The organism is Streptomyces sp. SAI-127, assembly GCF_029894425.1.
Lineage (GTDB): Bacteria > Actinomycetota > Actinomycetes > Streptomycetales > Streptomycetaceae > Streptomyces.
On sequence record NZ_JARXYJ010000001.1, the window covers coordinates 3,105,757 to 3,129,295 of the forward strand.

At 71.3% G+C, this 23,539-nt stretch carries 21 protein-coding genes; 14 read left to right on the forward strand and 7 right to left on the reverse strand.

Going from position 1 to position 23,539, the window contains the following annotated elements:
- Positions 1-146: 146 nt before the first annotated feature.
- Positions 147-3,035, forward strand: coding sequence for a SpoIIE family protein phosphatase (locus M2157_RS14090; RefSeq protein WP_280862218.1), 2,889 nt, complete (start codon positions 147-149; stop codon positions 3,033-3,035).
- A gap of 101 nt (positions 3,036-3,136) precedes the next feature.
- Positions 3,137-3,589: a hypothetical protein gene (locus M2157_RS14095; protein WP_280862219.1), complete on the forward strand. Its 453-nt coding sequence runs from the start codon at positions 3,137-3,139 to the stop codon at positions 3,587-3,589.
- Here M2157_RS14095 and M2157_RS14100 read toward each other — a convergent pair.
- Both M2157_RS14100 and M2157_RS14105 read right to left on the reverse strand, forming a co-directional pair.
- Positions 3,576-4,229, reverse strand: a complete 654-nt coding sequence (locus M2157_RS14100; protein WP_280862220.1) for a response regulator transcription factor — start codon at positions 4,227-4,229, stop codon at positions 3,576-3,578. The two genes, M2157_RS14095 and M2157_RS14100, sit on opposite strands and share 14 nt — an antisense overlap.
- The gene (locus M2157_RS14105; protein WP_280862221.1) at positions 4,229-5,176 is read right to left on the reverse strand and encodes a HAMP domain-containing sensor histidine kinase; all 948 of its coding nucleotides are present in this window, start codon (positions 5,174-5,176) and stop codon (positions 4,229-4,231) included. Before M2157_RS14105 ends, M2157_RS14100 begins: the two co-directional genes overlap by 1 nt.
- Before the next feature lie 161 nt (positions 5,177-5,337).
- On the opposite strand from M2157_RS14105, the gene M2157_RS14110 reads away from it, so the two are divergent.
- The 3 genes from M2157_RS14110 to M2157_RS14120 all read left to right on the forward strand — a co-directional run bounded on the left by M2157_RS14110 (position 5,338) and on the right by M2157_RS14120 (position 8,694).
- Positions 5,338-5,823, forward strand: a complete 486-nt coding sequence (locus M2157_RS14110; protein WP_280862222.1) for a TrkA C-terminal domain-containing protein — start codon at positions 5,338-5,340, stop codon at positions 5,821-5,823.
- A gap of 4 nt (positions 5,824-5,827) precedes the next feature.
- Entirely contained in the window at positions 5,828-7,054 is a 1,227-nt protein-coding gene (locus M2157_RS14115; RefSeq protein WP_280862223.1) for a cation:proton antiporter, read from the forward strand.
- Positions 7,055-7,698: 644 nt separating this feature from the next.
- A complete protein-coding gene (locus tag M2157_RS14120; RefSeq protein WP_280862224.1) occupies positions 7,699-8,694 on the forward strand; it encodes a TAXI family TRAP transporter solute-binding subunit in 996 nt (331 codons plus the stop codon).
- Here M2157_RS14120 and M2157_RS14125 read toward each other — a convergent pair.
- Both M2157_RS14125 and M2157_RS14130 read right to left on the reverse strand, forming a co-directional pair.
- The gene (locus tag M2157_RS14125) at positions 8,684-10,066 is read right to left on the reverse strand and encodes a HAMP domain-containing sensor histidine kinase (RefSeq protein ID WP_280865412.1); all 1,383 of its coding nucleotides are present in this window, start codon (positions 10,064-10,066) and stop codon (positions 8,684-8,686) included. The two genes, M2157_RS14120 and M2157_RS14125, sit on opposite strands and share 11 nt — an antisense overlap.
- Before the next feature lie 1,017 nt (positions 10,067-11,083).
- Positions 11,084-11,770 (reverse strand): response regulator transcription factor, encoded by a 687-nt coding sequence (locus M2157_RS14130; RefSeq protein ID WP_069761570.1) that lies wholly within the window; start codon positions 11,768-11,770, stop codon positions 11,084-11,086.
- Between the two features lie 301 nt (positions 11,771-12,071).
- Here M2157_RS14130 and M2157_RS14135 point away from each other — a divergent pair, with 301 nt between their 5' ends.
- The 7 genes from M2157_RS14135 (at position 12,072) to M2157_RS14165 (ending at position 18,471) form a co-directional block, all read left to right on the forward strand.
- The gene (locus tag M2157_RS14135; RefSeq protein ID WP_057613299.1) at positions 12,072-12,848 is read left to right on the forward strand and encodes an amino acid ABC transporter ATP-binding protein; all 777 of its coding nucleotides are present in this window, start codon (positions 12,072-12,074) and stop codon (positions 12,846-12,848) included.
- Between the two features lie 61 nt (positions 12,849-12,909).
- Positions 12,910-13,758 carry a glutamate ABC transporter substrate-binding protein gene (locus M2157_RS14140; RefSeq protein WP_280862225.1) on the forward strand — a complete coding sequence of 283 codons (849 nt, stop codon included), beginning with the start codon at positions 12,910-12,912 and terminating at the stop codon, positions 13,756-13,758.
- A gap of 96 nt (positions 13,759-13,854) precedes the next feature.
- On the forward strand, positions 13,855-14,523 hold the full coding sequence (locus M2157_RS14145) for an amino acid ABC transporter permease (protein ID WP_280862226.1): 669 nt from the start codon (positions 13,855-13,857) through the stop codon (positions 14,521-14,523).
- Entirely contained in the window at positions 14,520-15,431 is a 912-nt protein-coding gene (locus M2157_RS14150) for an amino acid ABC transporter permease (protein WP_280862227.1), read from the forward strand. The genes M2157_RS14145 and M2157_RS14150 overlap by 4 nt, the downstream gene beginning before the upstream one ends.
- Positions 15,432-15,619: 188 nt before the next feature.
- Positions 15,620-17,224 carry an FAD-dependent monooxygenase gene (locus tag M2157_RS14155; RefSeq protein WP_280865413.1) on the forward strand — a complete coding sequence of 535 codons (1,605 nt, stop codon included), beginning with the start codon at positions 15,620-15,622 and terminating at the stop codon, positions 17,222-17,224.
- Between the two features lie 240 nt (positions 17,225-17,464).
- Positions 17,465-17,998 carry a cysteine dioxygenase gene (locus M2157_RS14160; RefSeq protein WP_280865414.1) on the forward strand — a complete coding sequence of 178 codons (534 nt, stop codon included), beginning with the start codon at positions 17,465-17,467 and terminating at the stop codon, positions 17,996-17,998.
- The gene (locus M2157_RS14165) at positions 17,995-18,471 is read left to right on the forward strand and encodes a rhodanese-like domain-containing protein (RefSeq protein WP_280865415.1); all 477 of its coding nucleotides are present in this window, start codon (positions 17,995-17,997) and stop codon (positions 18,469-18,471) included. The genes M2157_RS14160 and M2157_RS14165 overlap by 4 nt, the downstream gene beginning before the upstream one ends.
- 123 nt (positions 18,472-18,594) lie before the next feature.
- Here M2157_RS14165 and recX read toward each other — a convergent pair whose 3' ends face one another.
- Entirely contained in the window at positions 18,595-19,554 is a 960-nt protein-coding gene (recX, locus tag M2157_RS14170; protein WP_280865416.1) for a recombination regulator RecX, read from the reverse strand.
- Between the two features lie 4 nt (positions 19,555-19,558).
- Positions 19,559-20,683, reverse strand: a complete 1,125-nt coding sequence (recA, locus tag M2157_RS14175) for a recombinase RecA (RefSeq protein WP_280865417.1) — start codon at positions 20,681-20,683, stop codon at positions 19,559-19,561.
- Positions 20,684-21,015: 332 nt separating this feature from the next.
- Between recA and M2157_RS14180 the strand changes: the two genes are divergently transcribed.
- Both M2157_RS14180 and M2157_RS14185 read left to right on the forward strand, forming a co-directional pair.
- Complete coding sequence (locus M2157_RS14180) at positions 21,016-21,420, forward strand: hypothetical protein (protein WP_266529229.1); 405 nt, start codon at positions 21,016-21,018, stop codon at positions 21,418-21,420.
- The gene (locus tag M2157_RS14185; RefSeq protein ID WP_280865418.1) at positions 21,420-22,220 is read left to right on the forward strand and encodes a hypothetical protein; all 801 of its coding nucleotides are present in this window, start codon (positions 21,420-21,422) and stop codon (positions 22,218-22,220) included. The genes M2157_RS14180 and M2157_RS14185 overlap by 1 nt, the downstream gene beginning before the upstream one ends.
- Positions 22,221-22,231: 11 nt before the next feature.
- Here the strand turns inward: M2157_RS14185 and M2157_RS14190 are convergent, their stop codons facing one another.
- Complete coding sequence (locus M2157_RS14190; RefSeq protein ID WP_280865419.1) at positions 22,232-23,491, reverse strand: AI-2E family transporter; 1,260 nt, start codon at positions 23,489-23,491, stop codon at positions 22,232-22,234.
- Positions 23,492-23,539: the final 48 nt, after the last annotated feature.

Genomic DNA, 23,539 nt, shown 5'->3' on the forward strand with positions numbered 1-23,539 from the left:
GCCCGGTCCGACGGCACGGTACACGGCCGGGATTTCGGCAACTTCCTGTGAAGTATGGGGAGTTGAGGTAAGGAAGAGGCGGGGGACCGCTCGTCGGAAACGGTGAAGCAGGTTTCGAACGGAAACGGGAACGATAAGTTCCCTCCATGAACGCGCGGCTCGCTCTACTCGGCACGGTCACCCCTGGTGCGACGGAGAGCGAGGTCTTCCGGCTGGCGCTCGGCCACGCGGTCGGCGAGCTGAGCGCGCTCGGCGGGACCATGCATCTGCGCGGCCCGATGTCCGCGCTGCGCCTGGTGTCGTCCGTCGGTCTGCCGCCCGCCCTCACCCGCTCCTGGGAGATCGTCGACCAGGAGGGCCCCCTGGCCCCGGCCCGCGCGCTCCAGCAGGGCGAGGGCGTCTGGGTGCCGCTGTCCCAGGACGCGCCTGACGAGGTCCCCTGGCCCGGCACCGGCCTCGCCGCCCTCCCGGTGTTCAGCGGCCGGCGCAGCGTCGGCGCGCTGACCGTCCTGGCCGGCGAGGGGGGCGAACCCACCCCGCGGCACTGGGACTTCCTGCGGGACGTCGTCGCCTGGACCGAGGACCGCATGGCCCAGGCACCACCGCCGTCCGGACCCTCCCAGGCGGAACTGGGCGGCGAACGGCTCCGGCAGGCCCTGAAGGAGGTCCAGGTCGGCTCGTGGGACTGGGACATCCGCAACGGTGACCTGATCTGGGACGAGGCCGCCCTGGCGCTGTACGGCACCCGCCCGACCGACTTCACCGGCCGGATCGACAACTGGATGCGGATCGTCCACCCCGACGACCTGGCACCCACCCTGGCGGCGGCGCAGCGGGCCATCCTCGACCACAGCGTCTACGAGGCCGAGTACCGCGTACGGCGCCTGGACGGCACCTGGGGCTGGACGCAGGCCCGCGGCCGGGCCACCTACGACGAGCAGGGCGAGCCCCTCCGGATGATCGGGGTGGGCTGGGAGAGCAACGAGTCCCGCACCGCGCGCGACGCCCTCAGCAGGGCCCTGAGACACATGAGCGACGGCTTCCTCGCGGTCGACGACGAGTGGCGGATCACCTTCGCCAACCTGGAGGCGGAACGCTTCCTCGGCTTCTCCGAGGAGGAACTGTTCGGGCGCCTGCTGTGGGACCTGCCGGCCACGCGGCAGGTCCCGGGCCTGAAGGAGGGCTGTCTGGAGGCCGGGGCACAGGAGAAGCCCGCCGGGTTCGACGTGCACCTCGCGGAGTGCCGGCGGCGGGTGCACGTACGGCTGGTGCCGGGGCCCGACGGCCGCACCCTCTACTTCCAGGACGTCACGGAGAAGCGCCGGCTGGCGGAGGAGCGGCAGGCGACGGAACGGGCCGCGGCCGAGCGGGCGGTGCGGATCGCCGAGCTGACCACGGAGCTCGCCAAGGCGACGACGTCACGGGACGTGGTCGACGCGGTCGCCCGGCGGGTGCTGCCGCCGTTCGCCGCCTCCGGGCTGATCGTCCAGGTCAGCGAGGGCGACCGGCTCCACCACGTCGGTGCGGTCGGCTACCCCCAGGACTTCATGGCCCTCCTCGACAGCCGCTCCCGGGCGGCGACCGGCGACCCGGCCTGGGACACCATCGCGTCCGGCCTCCCGCTGTTCGTGTCCTCGGCCCACGAGTACGCCGCCCGCTATCCCGAGCTGGCCGGCTTCCCCTCCCGGGGCGAGAAGGAGTCCTGGGCCTTCCTGCCGCTGACGGCGTCCGGGCACACCTTCGGGGTGTGCGTGGTCTCCTTCGACCGGCCGCGGCTGCTCGACGACGAGGAACGCGCCCTGCTCACCACGATCACCGCCCTGGTCGCCCAGTCCCTGGAGCGGGCCCGCCTCTACGACGCCGAGCACACCCGGTCCCGGGAACTCCAGCGCAGTCTGCTCCCCCAGGCGCTGCCCGACCTGCCCGCGTGCACGGCGGCCGCGCGCTATCTGCCGGCCGGACCGGGCGCGGACGTGGGCGGCGACTGGTACGACCTCATCCCGCTGTCCGGCGGCCAGGTCGCGCTGGTCGTCGGCGACGTGATGGGCCACGGTCTGCCGGAGGCGGCCACCATGGGCCGGCTGCGCACCGCGGTGCACACGCTGGCCGACCTGGAACTGCCGCCCGGCGAGATCCTCGGCCACCTCAACGACATCGTCGGCGGCATGGGCGAGGCCTCGTACGCCACCTGTCTGTACGCGCTGTACGACCCGACGACCCGGGTCTGCTCCATCACCCGGGCCGGCCATCCACCGCCGGCTCTCGTACGGCCCGACGGAACCGTGCACTTCCCCGAGCCGGACGCCGATCCCCCGCTGGGAGCCGCCAAGCCGCCGTTCGAGACGGCCGAGCTGGAGGTGCCCGAGGGCAGTCTGCTCGTGCTGTACACCGACGGGCTGGTGGAATCGGCGAAGCGGGAGATCGACGAGGGCATGGCGGAGCTGGCGCGGCTGCTCGGGGCCGCCCACGCCGACGGGACCGCCGTGGACCTTGAGCGCCTGTGCGACACGTTGACGGCCGGTCTCCTGCCGACGGGCCAGCAGGCGGCCGACGACGCGGCGTTCCTGGTGGCCCGCCTGCACGCGCTGCCGGCCGACCGGATGGCCGGCTGGTCCCTGCCCGAGGACCCGAAGGCGGCGAGCCAGGCCCGTCGCCACATCCGCGAACAGCTCGCGGCCTGGGACCTGGACGACCTGTCCCCCACCACGGAGCTCCTGGTCAGCGAACTGGTCGGCAACGTCGTCCGGCACGCCCGCGGTCCCGTCCGGCTGCGCCTTCTGCACACCACCGAGCTGATCTGCGAGGTGTACGACGGCAGTCAGACCATGCCCCGTATCCGCCGGGCCACGGAGACCGACGAGGGCGGCCGGGGCCTGCAGCTCATCTCGGCTCTCTCGACCCGCTGGGGCGCCCGCTACACCCCCACGGGCAAGTGCATCTGGACGGAACAGTCCCTGCGGGGCCCTGACCGGCCGTCGGATGTGCTCTTCCTGAACCCCGCGGACTTCGACGAGGACTGGGACGCACTCCTGTGACGACGCGCGCCCGTTCGGCCCAGCACAACGGGCCGGACGCCGGGGCGCGTCCCTAGGGTCGCGGTGACGGCTGTTCAGGCCCCACCCGAAAGGCACGACCCATGGGAATACGCACCACGCTCACCGGCGCCGCGGTGGCAGTCCTGGCCACCGCAGGACCGCTGTCCGGCGTCGCACACGCTCAAGGCGACCGGGACTGCGCCGACTTCGTCTACCAGGAGGACGCGCAGGCGGTGTTCGACCTCGACCCCACCGACCCCGACCGGCTCGACGAGGACCGGGGACGGGACGACGGCATCGCCTGTGAGGTGCTGCCCCAAAGGGACACCGAGGCCGTGAGCGTGGCCACGCCTCTTCCGACGGCGACCGTGACCGTGGCCACGCCTCTCCCGACGCTCGGTGTCCAGGGCGGGTCCGGGGGCAGCGTGGGCCCGGCCGGCTTCGAGCAGGCGATCGGCGTGGCACTGGCACTCGGCGGGGTCGGGCTCGCGGGTGCGTACGTGGTGCGGCGGCGTCGGGCCACCCAGCCGCAGTCCCGCCTCAAGGGTCGATGAGCCCCGCCCGTATCGCATACCGGGTCAGCTCCAGCCGGTCCCGCATGCCCAGCTTGTGCAGCAGATTCGCCCGATGACGCTCGACCGTCTTCGCGCTGATGAACAGCAGCTCGCCGATCTCCTTCGTGGTGTGTCCCTCGGCGACGAGCTTGAGGATCTCCTCCTCGCGCTCTGTGACGGCCCGCGCGGGCAGGTCGTCGCCGCGGTGCAGCCGGTCGAGGTAGGAGCGGACGAGGGCCCGCTCGGCCCCGGGGTAGACGAAGGACTCGTCGCGTACGGCGGCCCGGCACGCCTCGACGAGATCGCGGTCGGCGACGGACTTGAGGACGTAGCCGCTGGCCCCGGCCTTGAGGGCCTCGAAGAAGTACTGCTCGTTGTCGTACATCGTCAGGATCAGGATCCGCAGGTCCGGCAGCCGCCGGGACAGCTCGCGAGCCGCCTGGAGCCCGGTCATCCGTGGCATGGCGATGTCCAGTACGGCGAGATCGACCTCACGCGCGCGTGCCAGCTCCACCGCCTCGGCGCCGTCGCCCGCCTCGGCCACGACTGTGAGGTCCGGCTCCCCCTCGAGAATCAGCCGCACCCCCCGCCGTACGAGGGTGTGGTCGTCGGCGAGCAGCACCCGGGTCGGCCGGGACATCAGCGCACCCCCGCCACGACCGGTATCCGCAAGCGCACATCCGTTCCCCGCCCGGGCCCCGGCGCCACCGAGAACACCGCCCCCACCAGCAGCGCCCGCTCCCGCATGCCCTGTATCCCGGCCCCCTCGACCGCCCCGCCCAGCCCACTGCCGTTGTCGCGCACGAGGAGTTCGACACCCCCGGCGACCGGCTGGAGCCGCACCTCGGCCCGGTCGGCGGCGGAGTGCCGCGCGGTGTTGGTCAGGCCCTCCTGGGCCACCCGGTAGACGACCAGTTCCGACTCCTCGGTCAGCCGGGGCAGATCGCCCCCGACGTGATGGCGCACGGTCAGCCCGTGCGTGGTGAACTCGGCCGCCAGGGACCGCAGCGCACTCGGCAGCCCCAGCTCCTCCAGCACCCCGGGCCGCAGTCGGCGCGCGATCCGGCGGATCTCGTCCAGACCGGCCCGAGTGGCCTCCTGCGCCTGTCCCACTTCCTCCCGCAGCTCCTCCGGCGCCCGGTCGGCGACTCGCTTCAGCTGGAGCAGGACGGCGGTCAGCGTCTGCCCGACCTCGTCGTGAAGCTCCCGCGCGATGCGATGCCGCTCCCTCTCCTGCGCGGAGAGCGCGTGGGCAGCGCCGGTCGCCCGCTCGGCCTCCAGCCGGTCGAGCATGGTGTTGTACGTCGTGATCAGCGCGGCCGTCTCGGAAGGACCGGAGACGGGCGCACGCACCCCGGGACGCAGCAGATCGGCGGCTGCCATGGCCCGCCCCAGCCGCTGGAGCGGGATGAGCCCGACCCGCAGCACGACAGCGTTGGCGGCCAGCAGCAGAGCGAGCCCCCCGAGGACGACCACGGCCTCCCCCTGCCGGACGGGCGTCGACACGGTGACCGGCCCCAGCAGCAGCGCGGCGGCGACGACGAGGCCCACGGCGTTGAGCGAGAAGATCCGCCAGAACAGCGACACGGTCCTGCCCTCGCTCCTCTCGTACGACGCCCGAGAAGCCACTCTCGCCGGGCCCCGCCGCTCGCGTATATCCGTCACGTCACCCATATCGCCACCGTACGGGGACCTGGCAGCATGCGAACCCGGCACCCGTGATCACACCAACCACAAGGGGAAGAAACGTGTCTGCACCACGCCTGAGGGCGACGCCGCTGCCGGGGATCGGGGTCCAGTACGACCTCATGACCCGCGAGGACCGCCATCTCTCCGTGGTGGCGCACCGCGACGGTGCCCGGACCGTGAGCGTGTACCGGGCCGACGACCCCGACTCCTGCGCCCAGTCGCTGCGCCTGACCGGCTCCGAGGCGGGCGCCCTGATCGACGCGCTGAAGCCCTCCCACCACAGCGCGAGCCTCCTCTACACCTCGGACCTGGGTCTGGTGGCGGAGCGCGTCGAGGTGGCGGCCGGCTCCCGCTGGAACGGCCGGGTCCTGGGCGACACGAAGATGCGCACGGACACCGGCGCGTCCGTCGTGGCGGCCCTGCGCCGGGCCGAGGCGATCCCGTCCCCCGCGCCGGACTTCCGCCTGGCGGGCGGGGACATCCTCATCGTGGTGGGCACCCGCGAGGGCGTGGACGCCGCCGCGGCGATCCTCGGGCGGGAGTGAACGCGTGCACTCCGCGGTCCTGCTGATCGAGTTCGGCTCGATCATCCTCGGCCTGGGTCTCCTCGGCCGTTTCGCCGCCCGTTTCCGCCTCTCCCCCATCCCCCTCTACCTCCTGGCCGGCCTGGCCTTCGGTGAGGGCGGCCTGCTCCCGCTGGGCGCGAGCGAGGAGTTCGTGTCGATAGGCGCCGAGATAGGCGTCATCCTCCTGCTCCTGATGCTCGGCCTGGAGTACACGGCCGGCGATCTGGTCACCAACCTCAAGGCCCACTACCCCTCCGGCCTGGTCGACGGCGCCCTCAACGCCCTCCCGGGAGCGGCGGCCGCTCTCCTGCTGGGCTGGGGCCCGGTGGCGGCGGTGGTCCTGGCCGGCGTCACGTGGATCTCCTCCTCCGGCGTCATAGCGAAGGTCCTGGGCGACCTGGGCAGGGTCGGCAACAGGGAGACCCCGGTCATCCTGAGCGTCCTGGTCCTGGAGGACCTGGCGATGGCGGTGTACCTGCCCATCGTCACCGCCCTCGTCGCCGGAGCGGGCCTGCTGGCCGGCAGCCTGACCCTGGCCATCGCACTCGGAGCCGCGGGTCTGGTCCTGTTCGTGGCGGTCCGCTACGGCCGCCTGATCTCCCGCTTCGTCTCGAGCGACGACCCCGAGAAGCTGCTGCTGGTGGTCCTGGGCCTGACGATCCTGGTGGCGGGCGTGGCACAGCAACTCCAGGTATCGGCAGCGGTGGGCGCGTTCCTCGTGGGCATCGCCCTCTCGGGCGAGGTGGCCGAGGGCGCCCACACCCTCCTGAGCCCCCTGCGGGACCTCTTCGCCGCGGTCTTCTTCGTCTTCTTCGGCCTCCACACGGACCCGGCGAGCATCCCCCCGGTCCTGCTCCCCGCCCTGGCCCTGGCCCTGGTCACCGCGGCAACCAAGATCACCACCGGCTACTGGGCGGCCCGCCGAGCCGGAATCTCCCCCAAGGGCCGCTGGCGCACGGGCGGCGCCCTGGTGGCCCGCGGCGAGTTCTCGATCGTCATCGCGGGCCTGGCGGTCTCGGCCGGCATGGAGCCCTCCCTGGGCCCCCTGGCCACGGCCTACGTCCTCATCCTGGTCATCCTCGGCCCCCTCACGGCCCGCTACACGGAGCCCGTGGCGACACGACTGACGGCCCGCCGCGCCAACGCCTCGACGGCAGCGGGGAGCACTTCCCAGGTGGCCGAGGCGTCGGTGGGCCGGGACGGCGCCTAAGGGGGTGCCGGGCCAGGTTGCCAGCGGGTGCGGGCCGGTGGGGGCTGGTCGCGCAGTTCCCCGCGCCCCTGGGGAGTTGCAGTCACCCGCACCACGACGGACCGATCCCCACCTCACGCGCCACGACGGGCCGATCACCGCACCCCACGCCACGGCGGACCGTTCGTCACCTCGCGCACCACGACCGACCGATCACCGCACCCCACGCCACGGCGGACCGTTCGTCACCTCGCGCGCCGCGGCGGACCGGTCGCCGCACCGCGCGCCCCGCCGGGCCGTTGGCCGCGTACGGCGCGCAGGGGACGGGGTGGGGGGTGTCCGCCCGCAGCGGCCGGCGTCCGTCACCGAGCCCTGCTCAAGGGACCGAGCCGCCGGACCGAGGACGGACACCCCCCACCCCGGCCCCGACCCACAACGCACCCGCTCGCGCTACCTCCGCCCCCACCGAACCGGCACGGGCCGCCGCAGGCACTCAGGGGCGCGGGGAACTGCGCACAACGCCCGCCCCCACCGAACCCGCAGCCACCCGCACCCGCTCAACCGCCGGACGCACCCCCACCGAACCCGCGCAGGCCGCCGCAGGCACCCCGCCCAACCGCCGGACGCACTGGTCAGCCCCCCGTCCCCCTGGCAGGATCACCGGCATGCCCAAGCCGTTCCCCCGCCTCAGCCGCCGCCAGGCGCTCCAGACCGCGGCCGCCACGATCGTGGTCCTCGGCCTGCTCCTGTGGTGGCTGCTCCCGCTGGGCGAGGCCCCCCCGGCCGGCACGATCACCTTCAGCACGGGCACGAAGCAAGGCGTCTACCAGAAGTACGGCGGACTCCTCCAGAAGGAGATCCACAAGGACATGCCGGACCTGAAGGTGAAACTGGAGACCAGCGCGGGCTCCCAGGAGAACGTCAGGCTCGTGGCGACCGGGCAGTCCGACTTCGCCATCGCCGCGGCCGACGCGGTGGAGACCTACCAGCAGAACAACGGCCCCGGCGCCGACCAGCTCCGCGGCGTGGCCCGCCTCTACGACGACTACGTACAGCTCGTCGTCCCGGCCGACTCGGACATCCGCACCGTGGCCGACCTGAAGGGCAAGCGCGTCTCCATCGGCGTCCCCAACTCCGGCGTACGACTGATAGCGGACCGCGTGCTCAACGCCGCCGGCATCGACCCGGACCAGGACATCCAGCCGAGGGCAGAGGGCATCGACACCGGCCCCAAACTTCTCGGCCACGGCCTGGACGCGTTCTTCTGGTCCGGCGGCCTGCCAACCGACGGCCTGAAGCAGCTGGCCGAACGCTCCGCGTTCCGCTTCGTCCCGATCGAACCCTCCCTCGTGGCGAAGCTGCACGCCGAGGGCGAGCCCACCCGCTACTACCGCGCCACCAACATGCCGGCGTCGGCGTACCCGTCCGTCCAGAACAACAGGACCGTCCCGACGATGGCCGTCTCCAACCTGCTGATCACCCGCAAGGACATGGACCCCGAGCTCACCGAGTGGCTCACCCGGACCGTGATCAAGAGCAGGGACGGCATCGGCCACGACGTCCACTCCGCCCAGCTGGTCGACGTACGCACGGCGATCTACACCGACCCGGTCCCCCTCCACGACGGAGCCCGCCGCTACTACCGCTCGGTCAAACCGTAGGGCGAGTACGGGGCACGGAGACGGTCACCACCAGCCCGTGCGGCTCATGGTGACCGTACGAGATCGATCCACCCCCGGCAGCGAGCAGCGCCCGCGAGATGGACAGCCCGAGACCGGACCCCTTGATGTTCTGATGGCGCCCGCTGCGCCAGAACCGGTCGCCGACACGCACGAGTTCCTCATCGGTGAGTCCGGGGCCGCGATCGGCGACCACGACCGTCGAGGTGTCCCCGTCCGCGGCGACCGTGACCTCGACGGTCTCCTCCTTGGGCGTGAACTTGATCGCGTTGTCGATGACCGCGTCGAGGGCGCTGGAGAGCGTGACGGGGTCGGCCCAGGCGGTGGTGGGTGGACAACTGCCCACCAGCCGCACTCCCTTGGCCTCGGCGGTGGGTGTCCAGGCGGCGACCCGTTCGGCGGTCAGCTCCCCGATGTCGGTGATCCTGAGGTCCGCCTCGGTGTGCTCGGCGAGCGCGAGGTCGAGGAGGTCGTCGAGGACCTGGGCCAGCCTCTTGCCCTCCGTCTGCACGGAGGCGATCTCGGTGTTCCCCTCGGGAAGTTCGAAGGCGAGCAGCTCGATACGCAGCAGCAGGGCGGCGAGCGGATTCCTCAACTGGTGGGACGCGTCGGCGACGAAGGCCCGCTGCTGCTCCAACACGTCCTCGACGTTGTCCGCCATTTCATTGAACGACCGTGCCAGCCGCCTGAGTTCGGGCGGCCCCCCGGCCACCGCGACCCGCGATTTGAGTCGCCCGGTGGCGATGTCGTGGGTGGTGGCGTCGAGGACCCGCACGGGCCTGAGCACCCAGCCGGTCAGCCGCAGCGCGGCGCCGACGGCCAGCAGCATGGCGGCGAGTTCGCCCGCGAAGATGACGAGCCAGCCGTGCAGGATCCGCGAACGCATCGGCCCGGTGGGCGAGTCGGTGACGACGACCGCGATGACGTCACCGTCCCGGATCACCGGCGAGGCGACGACCAGCCGGCCCCGCTGCCAGGGCCAGACCTGCTTGGGGTCCTGGCTTCGGCGGCTGAGCAGCGCCTCGCCGAACGCGTCGCGCACCTCACCCTCCCGGGGGAGGAACCATCCGCGTGGCGCGGTGGCCATGGGCACATCACCGTCGTAGAAGACACCGACACGAATGCCGTAGACCTTGTAGTAGCTGGCGAGTTCACTCTCCAGCGTCTCCAGGCGCTCGTCGGAGGCATCGGTGACGAACTGGGCGAGGGCGGCGAAGTGCGCGGTGTCGTCGATCCGGTCGACGACGACCTTCTGCTGCTGGGCGGAGGCGACACCGATGGCGAGCGGCACGCCCAGGGCCATCAGCACGGCGGCCATGAGGATGATGAGCAGCGGAAGCAGACGTGTACGCACGACCCCGCCTACGCCCCGCACCGAAGCCGCGAGCGCCCCGACACGGGGTCCCGCCGGCCGGCACCCCGGTCCCGGTTGCCATCCACGCCGGGCCTCTGCCGCACTACGACCACACGCCGCACGCAGACGGGGCCGGCACCTCGGTTCCGGATCCCACTCACGCCCCGCCGCTGCCGCACCACGACCACACGGCATACACAGACGGGCGCGGCGCCCTGATTCCGGATCCCACCTACATCCAGCCCCTGACGGCACACGCGGACTCGGCCGGCACCCCGGGTCCGGATCCCACTCACGCCCAGCCTCTGTCGTACCGCCCCCCGGCAGCGCCTGACACCCTCGCTCGAACCGCCCCAGGCCCCCGCGCCGAGCCGTCCCAGGCCGCCACCGAACACGCGGGCACCCTCGCCGCCGCACTCACCCGCGCCCACAGACACCGTCCCTCTCCTGCCCCGGATACCTCACCCCGAGCCTCGCACAGCTGCGCGCCCCGCACGTCCATCCCCAGCCTTCACGGCGGCCACTCAGTCACACCTTCACGCGGAACCTTCACCGCCGCCCCTCACCCCAGGCCGCTCCCACCTTCGACCGCCCCTCTCCCCAGGGCATGCCCAGACCCGCGACCCGGCCTTCACCCCAGACCGTCAGCCGAAGCCCTCACCCGGCCCCCACCACCCAGCCCTCAGCCCGGCCTCGCACCCCGCACCTTCACCCCGACGCCCCAGCCCAGACCCTCACAACGCACCCTCGACCCGGGCCTCACCCCACCCCGTCAGCCGAAGCTGTCCCTCCGCACCTCACCCCAACGCCCCAGCCCAGGCCCAGCCCGGCCCTCACAACGCACCCTCGCCCCAGCCCAGGCCCAGTCCGGCCCGGCCCTCACAACGCACCCTCGCCCCAGCCCCACCCAAGCCGCCGCCCCACCCAAGCCCTCGCACCGCACTCCCGACCCCCAAGCCTCCGCGCCCCGGAGTCACCGCCCTCAACCCCCGCCGCCAGCCCCCGGAGCCCAACCCCTCACACCCCCGGCGCCACCAACCGGTACCCCACACCCCGCACCGTCTCGATCAGCGCCGGCATCCGCAGCTTCGCGCGCAGGGACGCCACATGTACCTCCAGCGTGCGGCCGGTCCCCTCCCAGCTGGTGCGCCAGACCTCGCTGATGATCTGCTCGCGCCGGAAGACCACACCGGGCCGCTGGGCGAGCAGCGCCAAGAGGTCGAACTCCTTGCGGGTGAGCTGGACGACCGTGCCGTCGACGGTGACCTGACGGGTCGGCAGTTCGATGCGCACGGCACCGAGGACCAGCGCGGTGTCCCCGCCGCCCGGCGCGTCCTCATGGACGGTGCGCCGGCTGACGGCGTGGATGCGGGCGAGCAACTCCCCGGTGTCGTACGGCTTGACCACGTAGTCGTCGGCGCCGAGGTTCAGACCGTGGATGCGGGAGCGCACGTCGGAGCGGGCGGTGACCATGATCACCGGAGTGCTGGTGCGCTTGCGGATCTTGCCGCACACCTCGTAGCCGTCCTGGTCGGGCAGTCCGAGGTCCAGGAGCACGACGCCGAAGCCGTCCACCTCCGGCACGAGCGCCTGGAGGGCCTCCTCGCCGCTGCGGGCGTGCGTGACGTCGAAACCGTGCCGGGCGAGCACCGCGGACAGCGCGGCAGCCACGTGGTTGTCGTCCTCGACGAGGAGAAGTCTCACCCCGGCCCCCTTTGGTCCATCGGACGTACTATCTGAATATGCAGTGAACAGGTACAAATGTGCGTACGCACACGCGCGTGCGCACCGTGCAGTCATGCTGATGGATGAGGACGGCGTCAAGAGGGTTCCGGTTGCACCGCGGTTCCGTTACCCGGCCGGTATGCGCACTGGTCGCAAGTGCTACGACACGTGTCCGATTGCTATCGGATCGTGATGCTCAGATTCCCCTCAAGACTAATGACGCTGGTCGCATGGGGTTACTACTGTCCTCCGAAACCGAGGAGGACGGAGCCAGAGAGCGATGACCGAAGTATCGGCGGCCAAGGAAGATGCGGTCGCGACCGGCGAGCTGGTCGTCCTGAGGAGCGTCAACAAGCACTTCGGTGCGTTGCACGTACTGCAGGACATCGACCTGACGATCGCCCGCGGCGAGGTCGTCGTGGTCATCGGGCCCTCCGGGTCCGGGAAGTCCACCCTGTGCCGCACCATCAACCGCCTGGAGACGATCGACACGGGTTCGATCGCCATCGACGGCAAGCCGCTGCCCCAGGAGGGCAAGGAACTGGCCCGGCTGCGCGCCGACGTCGGAATGGTCTTCCAGTCCTTCAACCTCTTCGCGCACAAGACCGTGCTCGAGAACGTGATGCTGGGCCAGATCAAGGTCCGCAAGGCCGACAAGAAGAAGGCCGAGGAGAAGGCGCGCGCCCTGCTCGACCGGGTCGGCGTCACCACACAGGCGGACAAGTACCCCGCCCAGCTGTCCGGCGGTCAGCAGCAGCGTGTCGCCATCGCCCGCGCCCTGGCGATGGACCCCAAGGTCATGCTCTTCGACGAGCCCACGTCGGCGCTCGACCCCGAGATGATCAACGAGGTGCTGGAGGTCATGCAGCAGCTCGCCCGCGACGGCATGACAATGATCGTCGTCACGCACGAAATGGGTTTCGCACGATCGGCTGCAAACCGCGTGGTGTTCATGGCGGACGGACGGATCGTCGAGGAGGCTGCGCCCGACCAGTTCTTCAGCAATCCGCGCAGCGACCGTGCCAAGGATTTCCTGTCGAAGATCCTGCACCACTGACGTGCCACCCGGATCGACCACCGACGGCCCTCATCTCTTCACCACCCAAAGGATGTTCACCATGAAGCTCCGCAAGGTCACCGCCGCCTCGGCCGCCGTTCTCGCTCTCGCCCTGTCCGCGACCGCCTGCGGCGGCGACAGCAAGGACGACAGCTCCGGCTCGGGTTCCAGCGGCGGTGGCGGCAAGATCAAGATCGGTATCAAGTACGACCAGCCCGGTCTCGGCCTCAAGGAGCCCGACGGTTCCTTCTCCGGCTTCGACGTGGACGTGGCGACGTACGTGGCCAAGCAGCTCGGCTACGAGCCCAACCAGATCGAGTTCGTCGAGACCAAGAGCGCCGACCGTGAGAACGCGCTCTCCCGTGGTGACGTGAAGATCATCGCGGCCACCTACTCGATCAACGACGAGCGCAAGAAGAAGGTCGACTTCGCCGGCCCGTACCTGCTGGCCCACCAGGACCTGCTGATCAAGAAGGACTCCAAGATCAGCGAGGCCACGGACCTCAACGGCGAGAAGCTGTGTTCCGTGACCGGCTCCACCTCGGCGCAGAACGTCCACGACGACTTCGCCCCGAAGGCCCAGCTGCGCGAGTACTCCGGCTACTCGGAGTGCATCGCCGGCCTGCAGAGCGGCGCCGTCGACGCGGTGACCACGGACGACTCGATCCTCGCGGGCTTCGCGGCCCAGGACAAGTACAAGGGCCAGTTCAAGCTCGCCGGCCTCAAGCTGAGCAACGAGAACTACGGCATCGGTGTGAAGAAGGGCGACACCGCGACCCTGAACAAGGTCAACGCCGCCCTGGAGAAGATGGTCAGCGACGGCTCCTGGCAGAAGGCGGTCGACGACAACTTCGGCCCGGCCGGCTACAAGAACGAGCCCGCCCCGAAGGTCGGCGTCATCGTCAAGTAACGCGGGATCCACCGGCGCGCCGCCGCCCGCCGCGCTCAGGGCGGCGGCGCGCCGCGCCCGTCCACGTACGCCACACACCCGGAAGCGCGGGAGATCGTGTTCGACTTTCTAGAAGGTTATGACGTCCTCGGGGCGTTCTGGATGACGGTGAAACTCACCGCCCTGTCCGCCGTCGGCTCCCTGATCTGGGGCACCGTGCTGGCCGCGATGCGGGTCAGCCCGGTCCCACTGATGCGCGGATTCGGCACCGCCTACGTCAACATCGTCCGGAACATCCCCCTGACCGTCATCATCGTCTTCACCTCGCTCGGCCTCGCCGACATCTTCGGTGTGACGATGGGCGCGTCCGACGACTTCAAGGTCCAGGGCTTCCGGCTGGCGGTGCTCGGATTCGTCGCCTACACCGCGTCCTTCGTCTGCGAGGCGATCCGCTCCGGCATCAACACGGTGCCGCTCGGCCAGGCAGAGGCGGCCCGCGCGATCGGGCTGAACTTCAGCCAGACCCTGCGTCTCATCGTGCTGCCGCAGGCGTTCCGCTCGGTCATCGGGCCGCTGGCCAACGTGCTGATCGCGCTCACCAAGAACACCACCGTGGCGGCCGCGATCGGCGTGGCCGAGGCCGCGTATCTGATGAAGGAAATGATCGAGAACGAGGCCCAGACGCTGCTCATCGGCGCGGTGTTCGCCCTCGGTTTCGTGGTCCTGACCCTGCCGACCGGTCTGATCCTCGGCTGGCTCAGCAAGCGCCTGGCGGTGAAGCGATGAGCTCGGTCCTCTACGACACTCCCGGCCCCCGCGCCAAGCGGCGCAACGTCCTCCTGTCGATCCTCTTCACCGTTCTCCTCGCCCTCCTCCTGTGGTGGGTGTGGCAGACGATGGACGACAAGGGCCAGCTGAAGTGGAGCCTCTGGGAGCCCTTCACCACCAGCGAGGCCTGGACGACGTATCTGCTGCCCGGTCTCGGTGACACCCTCAAGGCCGCGGCGATCGCCATGGTGATCGCCCTCCCGCTGGGTGCGGTCTTCGGCATCGCCCGCATGTCCGACCACGCCTGGGTGCGGGGCGCGGCGGGCACGGTGGTCGAGTTCTTCCGGGCGATCCCGGTGCTGCTCCTGATGCTGTTCGCCAACGAGTTCTACGTCCGCTCCTCGGACATCTCCAGCGAACAGCGGCCCCTGTACGCCGTCGTCACCGGCCTGGTGCTCTACAACGCCTCGGTGCTCGCCGAGATCGTCCGCGCCGGCATCCTCTCCCTGCCCAAGGGACAGACGGAGGCGGCCTACGCGGTCGGCCTGCGCAAGGGCCAGACGATGACCAGTGTCCTGCTCCCGCAGGCGGTCACCGCGATGCTGCCGGCCATCGTCAGCCAGCTGGTCGTCATCGTGAAGGACACCGCGCTGGGCGGCGTGATGCTGGGCTTCACCGAGCTGCTCAACTCGCGCAGCACGCTGGCGGCCAACTACGCCAACGTCATCCCGAGCTTCATCGTCGTCGGCATCATCTACATCATCCTGAACTTCCTCCTCACCAGCTTCGCGGGCTGGCTGGAGCAGAGGCTGCGGCGCAGCAAGAAGAGCACGGGCGCGGTCCTCGGCGAGGACACGGTGGAGGTCAACCCCGCCGCGGTGCGTGGCGCCTACGGAACCGGCGAGAACACCGGCGGCGGATTCTGACAGTCAGTCAAGTGAGTTGAACCGTCCGCCCGGACGACACGGAGGCAGTGGCATGATCGCCACTGCCTCCGTCACTTGACGCAAGCACCGGCAATGGGTTGCATACGTTCTGTGATCGTGCACCCTGCCCCAACCTCCTGTTCAGATACATCTCCCGGCATTCCGCTGCGGGCAGGGGGCGCCGCGCCGTGGACCCGGTGATCATCGTCGGAGCGGGGCCCGTCGGGCTCACGCTCGCCCTGGCGCTGGCGCGTCAGGAGGTGCCCTCCGTGGTCCTCGACGAAGGCCCGGGCAAGGACGAACCCCGCCTGGCCCGGACCGCCGTACTGCACGAGGACACCGCCGCTCTCATCTCGCGGCTGACCGGAGTGCCGGTCAACGAGCTCGGTGTGCACTGGGCCGGATGGCGGTCGATGCGCCGCAAGCAGGTGATGCGCGAGGTCGACTTCGAGGAGGCCGGAGACGCCCCTCTGCACCTCGCGCAGCACGTCCTGACCGGCGCCCTGCGCGCCGCCCTGGCCGAGCAGCGACTGGTCAAGCTCACCACCGAAAGCCGTCTCGACACGATCGAGCAGGAGCCCTCGGGCGTCACCGCCCATACCCGCGGCCCCAAGGGCACCTGGTGGCGCGGCAGTTACCTGGTCGGCTGCGACGGCCCGCGTTCCACCGTGCGCAAGCTCCAGGACATCCGCTTCCCGGGCCGTACGGCGGTCGAGCGCCACGCGGTCGCCGCCCTGCGCGCGGAACTCCCCTGGGAGGACCGGGCGTTGCTCCACCGGATGCCACCGTGGCGGACGTCCGGCCCGTCGGCCGGGGAGATCACCGCGCGCCCGCTCCCCGACGGAGTGTGGCGCCTGGACTGGCTGCTGCCGCCGGGCAAGGACCTGGTCACCCCCGAGCTCCTGGTGGCCCGCGTCCGGGAGACCCTGGCCGGCTGGACGGGCGGCTCGACACCGCCGTACGAACTCCTCGACACCGGGGTCCACACCGTGCACCACCGGCTGGCCCGCCGCTGGCGCGCCGGCCGGGTCTTTGTCGCCGGGGACGCGGCGCACTGCCTCGGGGCGCTCGGCACGCAGGGCCTCGACGAGGGCCTCAAGGACGCCGACAACCTCGCCTGGAAGCTCGCCCTGGCCTGGCACCACGGGTCGCACGAGGCGCTTCTCGACAGCTACCAGACCGAGCGGCGCACGGTCGTCGCCGGTCGGCTGCGCGCCGCCGACCAGGCGCTGCCGCTGCTGCGTGGCGGCGGGGGGCTGCGCTCGGTCGTCCCCGGCTCGGCCCGCGGCCACGACGCCCTGCTCACCGACGGTCACCTGGGTCGCGGCCCGCTCGGCGCGCCGGGGACGTACGCCGACTCGCCCCTCGCGCCCCGGCATCTCGAAGGAGAGGTGCCCGTCGACACCCTGCCGGGGTCCGCGGTCGCGGATGTGCGGGTCACCGCCGAGGACGGCTCGTTCGTACGGCTGCGCGAGCGCCTCGGCCGCGGCGCGCTGCTGGTCGTACTGGTCGCGCCGGGCACCGGAGTGTGGGAGCGCAAGCACTGGGTGACCGCCGGGATCATGCCCCGTCTGGCCGCGTCGGTGACCGCGCTGCCGCACCACGCCGAGCTCCTGGTGGCCGAGGAGTACCCGGGTGCGGCCCCCCACACGGTCCTTCTCGTACGGCCCGACGGTCACCTCGTCACGGCGCTGAGCGGAGTCCGCCCGGCCGACCTGTACTCGGCGGCCGAGACGGCGCTCGGCGGACCGCCGGCGAAGGCCGAGGCCGGCGCGGGGGCCGGCTCCCGTTGACGTGCTCACCGTCACTGTGTGTCCACATAGTGACGGTGAGTTGAAACGCTCCGGGCCCTCATGGTGTACTCCGCATCGTGACCGACACCTGTGTGCGCCTGTGGCGGAGGGTCCATATGGACCTCGTCCGCTATGCGGGCTGCGTGTGTCGCCCGTCCTGCTGAATTCGCCTCTTCACTTTCCCGCGTGCTGTGTCCGTGCGACGGCACGCCTTCGCGAACTCTTCTCAGGACGGTGTCCGTGTCTGCCTCCCCCGCATTCCCCTCGGTGTCCTCCATCGCGCCGCCCACCCAGGCCGACCTCCTCGACTTCGTACGGCGCACCGCCGCCGACTCCGAGCTGATCGACTCGCTCCCCCTCGACCCGGAGGGCCGCACCTGGGTGCGCCTGGAGGGGCCCGGCGGCAGCGAGGCGTGGCTGATCGGCTGGCCGCCCGGCACCGGCACCGGCTGGCACGACCACGCCGAGTCGGTCGGCGCCTTCACCATCGCCGCCGGAGAGCTCAAGGAGAACTCCCTCGCCGCCCGGCTGCCCGCCGACGGCTGGAAGACCCTCGAACTCTCCGAGGACGTGGACCGCGAGCGACGACTGCCGGCCGGAAAGGGCCGCTCGTTCGGACAGCACCACGTCCACGAGGTCCTCAACGAGTCCACCGAGGTCCACGCGGTCTCGGTGCACGCCTACTACCCGCCCCTCCCCCAGATCCGCCGCTACAGCCGCACGGGCCAGATCCTCCGGCTGGAGCACGTGGAGCGTCCGGAGGACTGGCAGTGAGCGCCCCGCCTGCCGGTCGTACGGCCGAACAGGCGCCCGGCGTCGACGAGTTGCTGGAGCGGGTCCGCGCGGGTTACCAGCGGGTCGGAGCCCAGGAGGCGTACGACGCCGTCCAGGCCGGTGAGGCCCTGCTGGTGGACATCCGTTACGCGGCCCTGCGCGAGCACGACGGGCTGATCCCGGGTGCCCTGGTCGTCGAGCGCAACGAACTGGAGTGGCGCCTCGACCCGCGGGGCAGCCACCGTCTCCCCGAGGCCACGGACCACGATCTGCGGGTCGTGGTGGTGTGCGACGAGGGGTACGCCTCCAGCCTGGCGGCGGAGTCCCTGCACCGGCTGGGGCTGCGCCGGGCCACGGATCTGGTCGGCGGTTTCCAGGCCTGGCGGGCTGCGGGGCTGCCGGTCACCGCCCGGGCCGTCGGGACGGCGGCTCCTGGAGTGCCGGAACGTCAGCCGACGCCGGGCGGGCGGTAGAGCGGGGCCTGTCCGCGGTCAGCTTGGTGACCGGACGACGGTGCCGGTGACGGCCGGCTCTCCCTGCCCGTCGGGGAGACCCGGTCCTGCCGGCCGGTGATGCCTCCTGGAAACTCCCCCGCGTCAGAACCCCTCGTCGCCGAGGAACTCCGTCTCCTCGCCCTCCTCCTCCAGCGCCTGGCGGACCACCCGCAGGGCCATGCCCTCGGAGTAGCCCTTGCGGGCGAGCATGCCGGCGAGGCGGCGCAGTCGCTTGTCGCGGTCGAGGCCGCGAGTCGCGCGCAGCTTGCGGTCGACGAGCTCGCGGGCCGTGGCCTCCTCCTGCTCGGAGTCGAGCTGCGAGACCGCCGCGTCGATCAGCGTGGAGTCGACGCCCTTGGTCCGCAGCTCCTGGGCGAGCGCGCGCCGGGCGAGCCCCCGGCCGTGGTGCCGGGACTCCACCCAGGCGTCCGCGAACGCGCTGTCGTTGATCAGTCCGACCTCCTCGAACCGCGACAGCACCTCCTCGGCGGCGTCGTCCGGGATCTCCCGCTTGCGCAGGGCGTCGGCGAGCTGCTTCCGGGTACGCGGGGTCCCGGTGAGCAGGCGCAGACAGATCGCCCGCGCCCGCTCCACCGGGTCCGCCGGAGGCTCCCCCTTCTCGGCCCTCGACAAGGAGGGGCCGCCTCCGTCCTCGCCGGGCGACTCCCCGAAGCCGCGGCGACGCTCCCGGCGCCCACGGGGTCCGCCCGGGGCTTGGCCGCCTCGACGCGAGCTCCGGCCGAACGCCGCCCCGTCCCCGGACTCGTCGCCGCCCGGCCCACCATCGCCGTACGTCCCGCCGCGATAGGACCGACCGGCGCCGTACGCCAGGTCATCACCGGCCGCCCCCTCGACGGCGTATGACGTCGCGCGGCCGAATCCCCCGTCCGCGCCGCCCGTCGGCTCATGGCCGATCCGCCCCATGCCGTACGACACCGAGCGGCCGTGTCCCCCGTCCGCACCGTCCCCGTCACCGCCCGGCCCGGCAGAACCCCCGTCGCCCTTTCCGCCCCGTCCTCGCGGAGCGTCCTCGTACTCGGCCCAGTCGGTTCGCCGTGTCACGGGATCAGCTCTTGGCGGCCGGAGCCTTGGCCTTGGTCGCCTTCGCAGCCGCCGGAACCGGCGCCTTCGCGGCATCGTCCGCGGCAGTGGACACCGCGGCGTCCGCACTGGGCTCGGCGGCCGGCTCCTGGGGCCGCACGCCGACGCCCAGCTTCTCCTTGATCTTCTTCTCGATCTCGTTGGCCAGGTCGGGGTTGTCCTTCAGGAAGTTGCGCGCGTTCTCCTTGCCCTGGCCGAGCTGGTCGCCCTCGTACGTGTACCAGGCGCCTGCCTTGCGGACGAAGCCGTTCTCCACGCCCATGTCGATCAGACCGCCCTCGCGGCTGATGCCCTGCCCGTAGAGGATGTCGAACTCGGCCTGCTTGAAGGGCGGCGCGACCTTGTTCTTGACGACCTTGACGCGGGTGCGGTTGCCGACCGCGTCCGTGCCGTCCTTCAGGGTCTCGATACGACGGATGTCGAGCCGCACCGAGGCGTAGAACTTCAGCGCCCGGCCACCGGTCGTGGTCTCCGGGGAGCCGAACATCACGCCGATCTTCTCGCGGAGCTGGTTGATGAAGATCGCGGTGGTCTTGGACTGGTTGAGCGCGCTGGTGATCTTCCGCAGGGCCTGGCTCATCAGACGGGCCTGCAGACCGACGTGGCTGTCGCCCATCTCGCCCTCGATCTCCGCGCGCGGGACGAGCGCGGCGACGGAGTCGATGACGATGAGGTCGAGGGCGCCGGAGCGGACCAGCATGTCCACGATCTCCAGAGCCTGCTCGCCGTTGTCCGGCTGGGAGAGGATCAGGTTGTCGATGTCGACGCCGAGCTTCTTCGCGTACTCGGGGTCGAGGGCGTGCTCCGCGTCCACGAAGGCGACCTGGCCGCCGGCCTTCTGGGCGTTGGCCACCGCGTGCAGCGTCAGGGTCGTCTTACCGGAGGACTCCGGTCCGTACACCTCCACCACCCGGCCACGCGGCAGGCCGCCGACGCCGAGGGCGACGTCGAGTGCGGTCGACCCGGTGGGGATGACCTCGATGGGCTCGTTCGGCCGCTCGCCCAGGCGCATCACGGCACCCTTGCCGAACTGCCGTTCAATCTGTGCGAGCGCGGCGTCGAGCGCCTTCTCGCGGTCGGTTCCTGCCATGGGTTCCACCCGATTTGCTTGAGTCGATCGCTTCACGTCAAAGACGCTAACGCCTGCCACTGACAATGCGTCCCGACGCCCGTCCAGCCTGTGGATAACTAGGGCGCTTCTCCATGCAAACCATGCCGAAACGCCCGCCGTTGACTTCGCCGGAACTTCCATAAGAATGGATGTTCGATTTTTGTGTCAAGCGCACCACACGCCACCCGGGACACTTCCTGCGGCACCCTCCGACGGCTTCCTCCGCCGCGCTCCGGCTACTTCCCGCGGCGTACTTCAGGTGTCTTCGGCGGTACGACGACCGGGCGGGCCGTTCTCGCGAGTCTGGTGCCATGGAGACCACGACGAGCACCTCAGAGACCACCCGGAACGACACCGGCACGGCACGTTCCCCCGCCGTCGTCGCGACCCTGTCCGCACTGCTCCTGCTGGCCGCGTCCATAGCCGGCCAGATCGCCGCCGGAGCGGACTATCCCATTGTCCCGCCCGGACTCGTCATCCCGCTCGTGGTGGCAGGACTGGTGGCCTGGCGCACGAACCGATGGACGACCGGACTCGCCCTCGGAGTCGGCCTGTTCATCGGCACGGGCGCGATCCTGACCCCGAACACCGGCGACCACCTCTCCTCGGGGGACACCGCCCTCATCGCCTCGACTGCGGCCGAACTCGTCGCGCTCGCCACCCTGGTGATCGCCGGGGCCGCGGCCACCTTGCCCCGGAAGGGAACACGGCGCTGATGGACCCGGTCCCGACGGAAGCGCCCGCGGTGCCGACACGGACGTCGGCGCCGCGGGCCCGCGCCGCACGCCGCGTGGAGCGTCTCTGCCACGCCACCGGTGTCCTCCTGGTCCTCTCCGGGCTCGCGCACCTGGTGGTGTTCGCCGTGGACGGCGGCCCCTGGGACGGGCCGGTCTCCTGGCGCAAGCCGGTGACGTTCGGGGTGTCCTTCGGGGTGACCCTGATCGCGGTCGCCTGGGTCACGTCGTATCTGCGCGTCGGCCTCCGGCTGCGCGCCCTGCTGCTCGCGGTCTTCGCGGCCGACTGTGTGGTGGAGGTCGGCGGCATCACCCTCCAGGTGTGGCGCGGGGTGCCCTCGCATCTCGACATGGAGACGCCCTTCGACACGGCGGTGTCCATGACGCTCGCGGTGGGCGGCGGCGTCCTGGTGGTACTGCTGACGGTGTTCGCGCTCGCCTCCTTCCGCCACCGGCCCTCGGGCCCGGCGGGGATGGACTTCGCGGCGCGTTCCGGATTCGCGATCCTGCTCGTCGCGCTCGCTTCGGGTGCCGCGATGATCGCGCGCGGTGTCGTCCTCACCCGCACAGGCCACCAGGAGGCGGCCTACCACTCGACCGCCCCGCTCAAGCCGCTGCACGGCGTGAGTCTGCACGCGGTCCTGGTCCTGCCCGCACTGGCCTGGCTGCTGTCCCGCACGCCCTGGAGCGAACCGCTGCGGCGACGGATCCTGTACGCGGCGATCGGCTCCTACGTCACCGCCGTCGTCGGCGCCGGGGTCTGGGCCGCCCTCGCGTACTGAACCCGGCACCCTCAGGACGAGTCGTCACCGTCGCCGGATTCCTGCGTTCCCGGCCGCCGCCGCTCCCACAGCGCACGCGCGCGCGTGACCGGCGAGGGACCTTCACCCCGCTTCCGGTGCCCGTGGACGCGGGGGTCGTCGGTGACGGCGTACCGCTTCACGTACGCCCCCAGGAACGCCTGCAGTGTGGCGACCGCCGGAATGGCGATCAGGGCGCCGACCGCGCCGAGGAGGGCGGTGCCCGCGATGACCGAGCCGAAGGCGACCGCGGGGTGGATGTCGACGGTCTTCGAGGTCAGCTTGGGCTGCAGCACGTAGTTCTCGAACTGCTGGTAGATCACTACGAAGACCAGCACCCACAGCGCGTACCAGGGATTGACCGTGAAGGCGATCAGCATGGGCAGGGCGCCCGCGAGATAGGTGCCGATGGTCGGGATGAACTGCGAGACCAGGCCGACCCAGACGGCGAGCACGGGCGCGTACGGCACGTCCAGGGCCTGGAGCAGGACGAAGTGCGCGACTCCGGAGACGAGGGCCATCAGACCGCGCGAGTAGATGTAGCCGCCGGTCTTGTCCACGGCGATCTCCCACGCGCGCAGCACCTCGGTCTGGCGGGCGGGCGGCAGGACGGAGCAGATCGCGCGGCGCAGCCGCGGGCCGTCCGCGGCGAAGTAGAACGAGAACAGCGCGACCGTCAGAAGCTGGAAGAGCCCGCCGAGGACCTGGGCGGAAACGTCCAGGACGCCGGTGGCGCTGTTCTGCACGTAGTTGCGCAGCCAGTCGGAGCGCAGCAGCCCCTCCTGGACGTCCACCCGCTTCAGATCGGTGTGGAAGTGCCCGTTGATCCAGGCGATGACGGAGTCGAGGTAGTTCGGGAAGTCCTCGACGATCTTGATGATCTGGCCCGCGAGCATGGAACCGAGCAGCGTGACGAAGCCGGCGGCCACGATCAGCACCGCGAAGAAGACGAAGAAGGCCGCGAGCCCCCTGCGCATGCCGCGCGCCGCCATCTTGCTCACCGCGGGCTCGATGGCCAGGGCCAGGAAGAAGGCGATGAGAATGTTGGTCAGCAGGCCGATCAGCTGGTGGAAGGCCCAACTGCCGAGCTGGAACACGGCGATGAGGGCGAGCGCGAGCACCATGGCGCGCGGCAGCCAGCGCGGCATGCGGGCGTTCGGCCCGGCGCCGTCGGCCGGGGGCCGGGTGGGCGGCGTCGTACCGAGCGGAGATGCGTGCTGGGCTGCCTGCCCGGACTCGTCAGTGGGTGCCACGGAGCAAGTCTCGCCCACGCGACTGACAATCGGCTGCCGTCCTGCGAT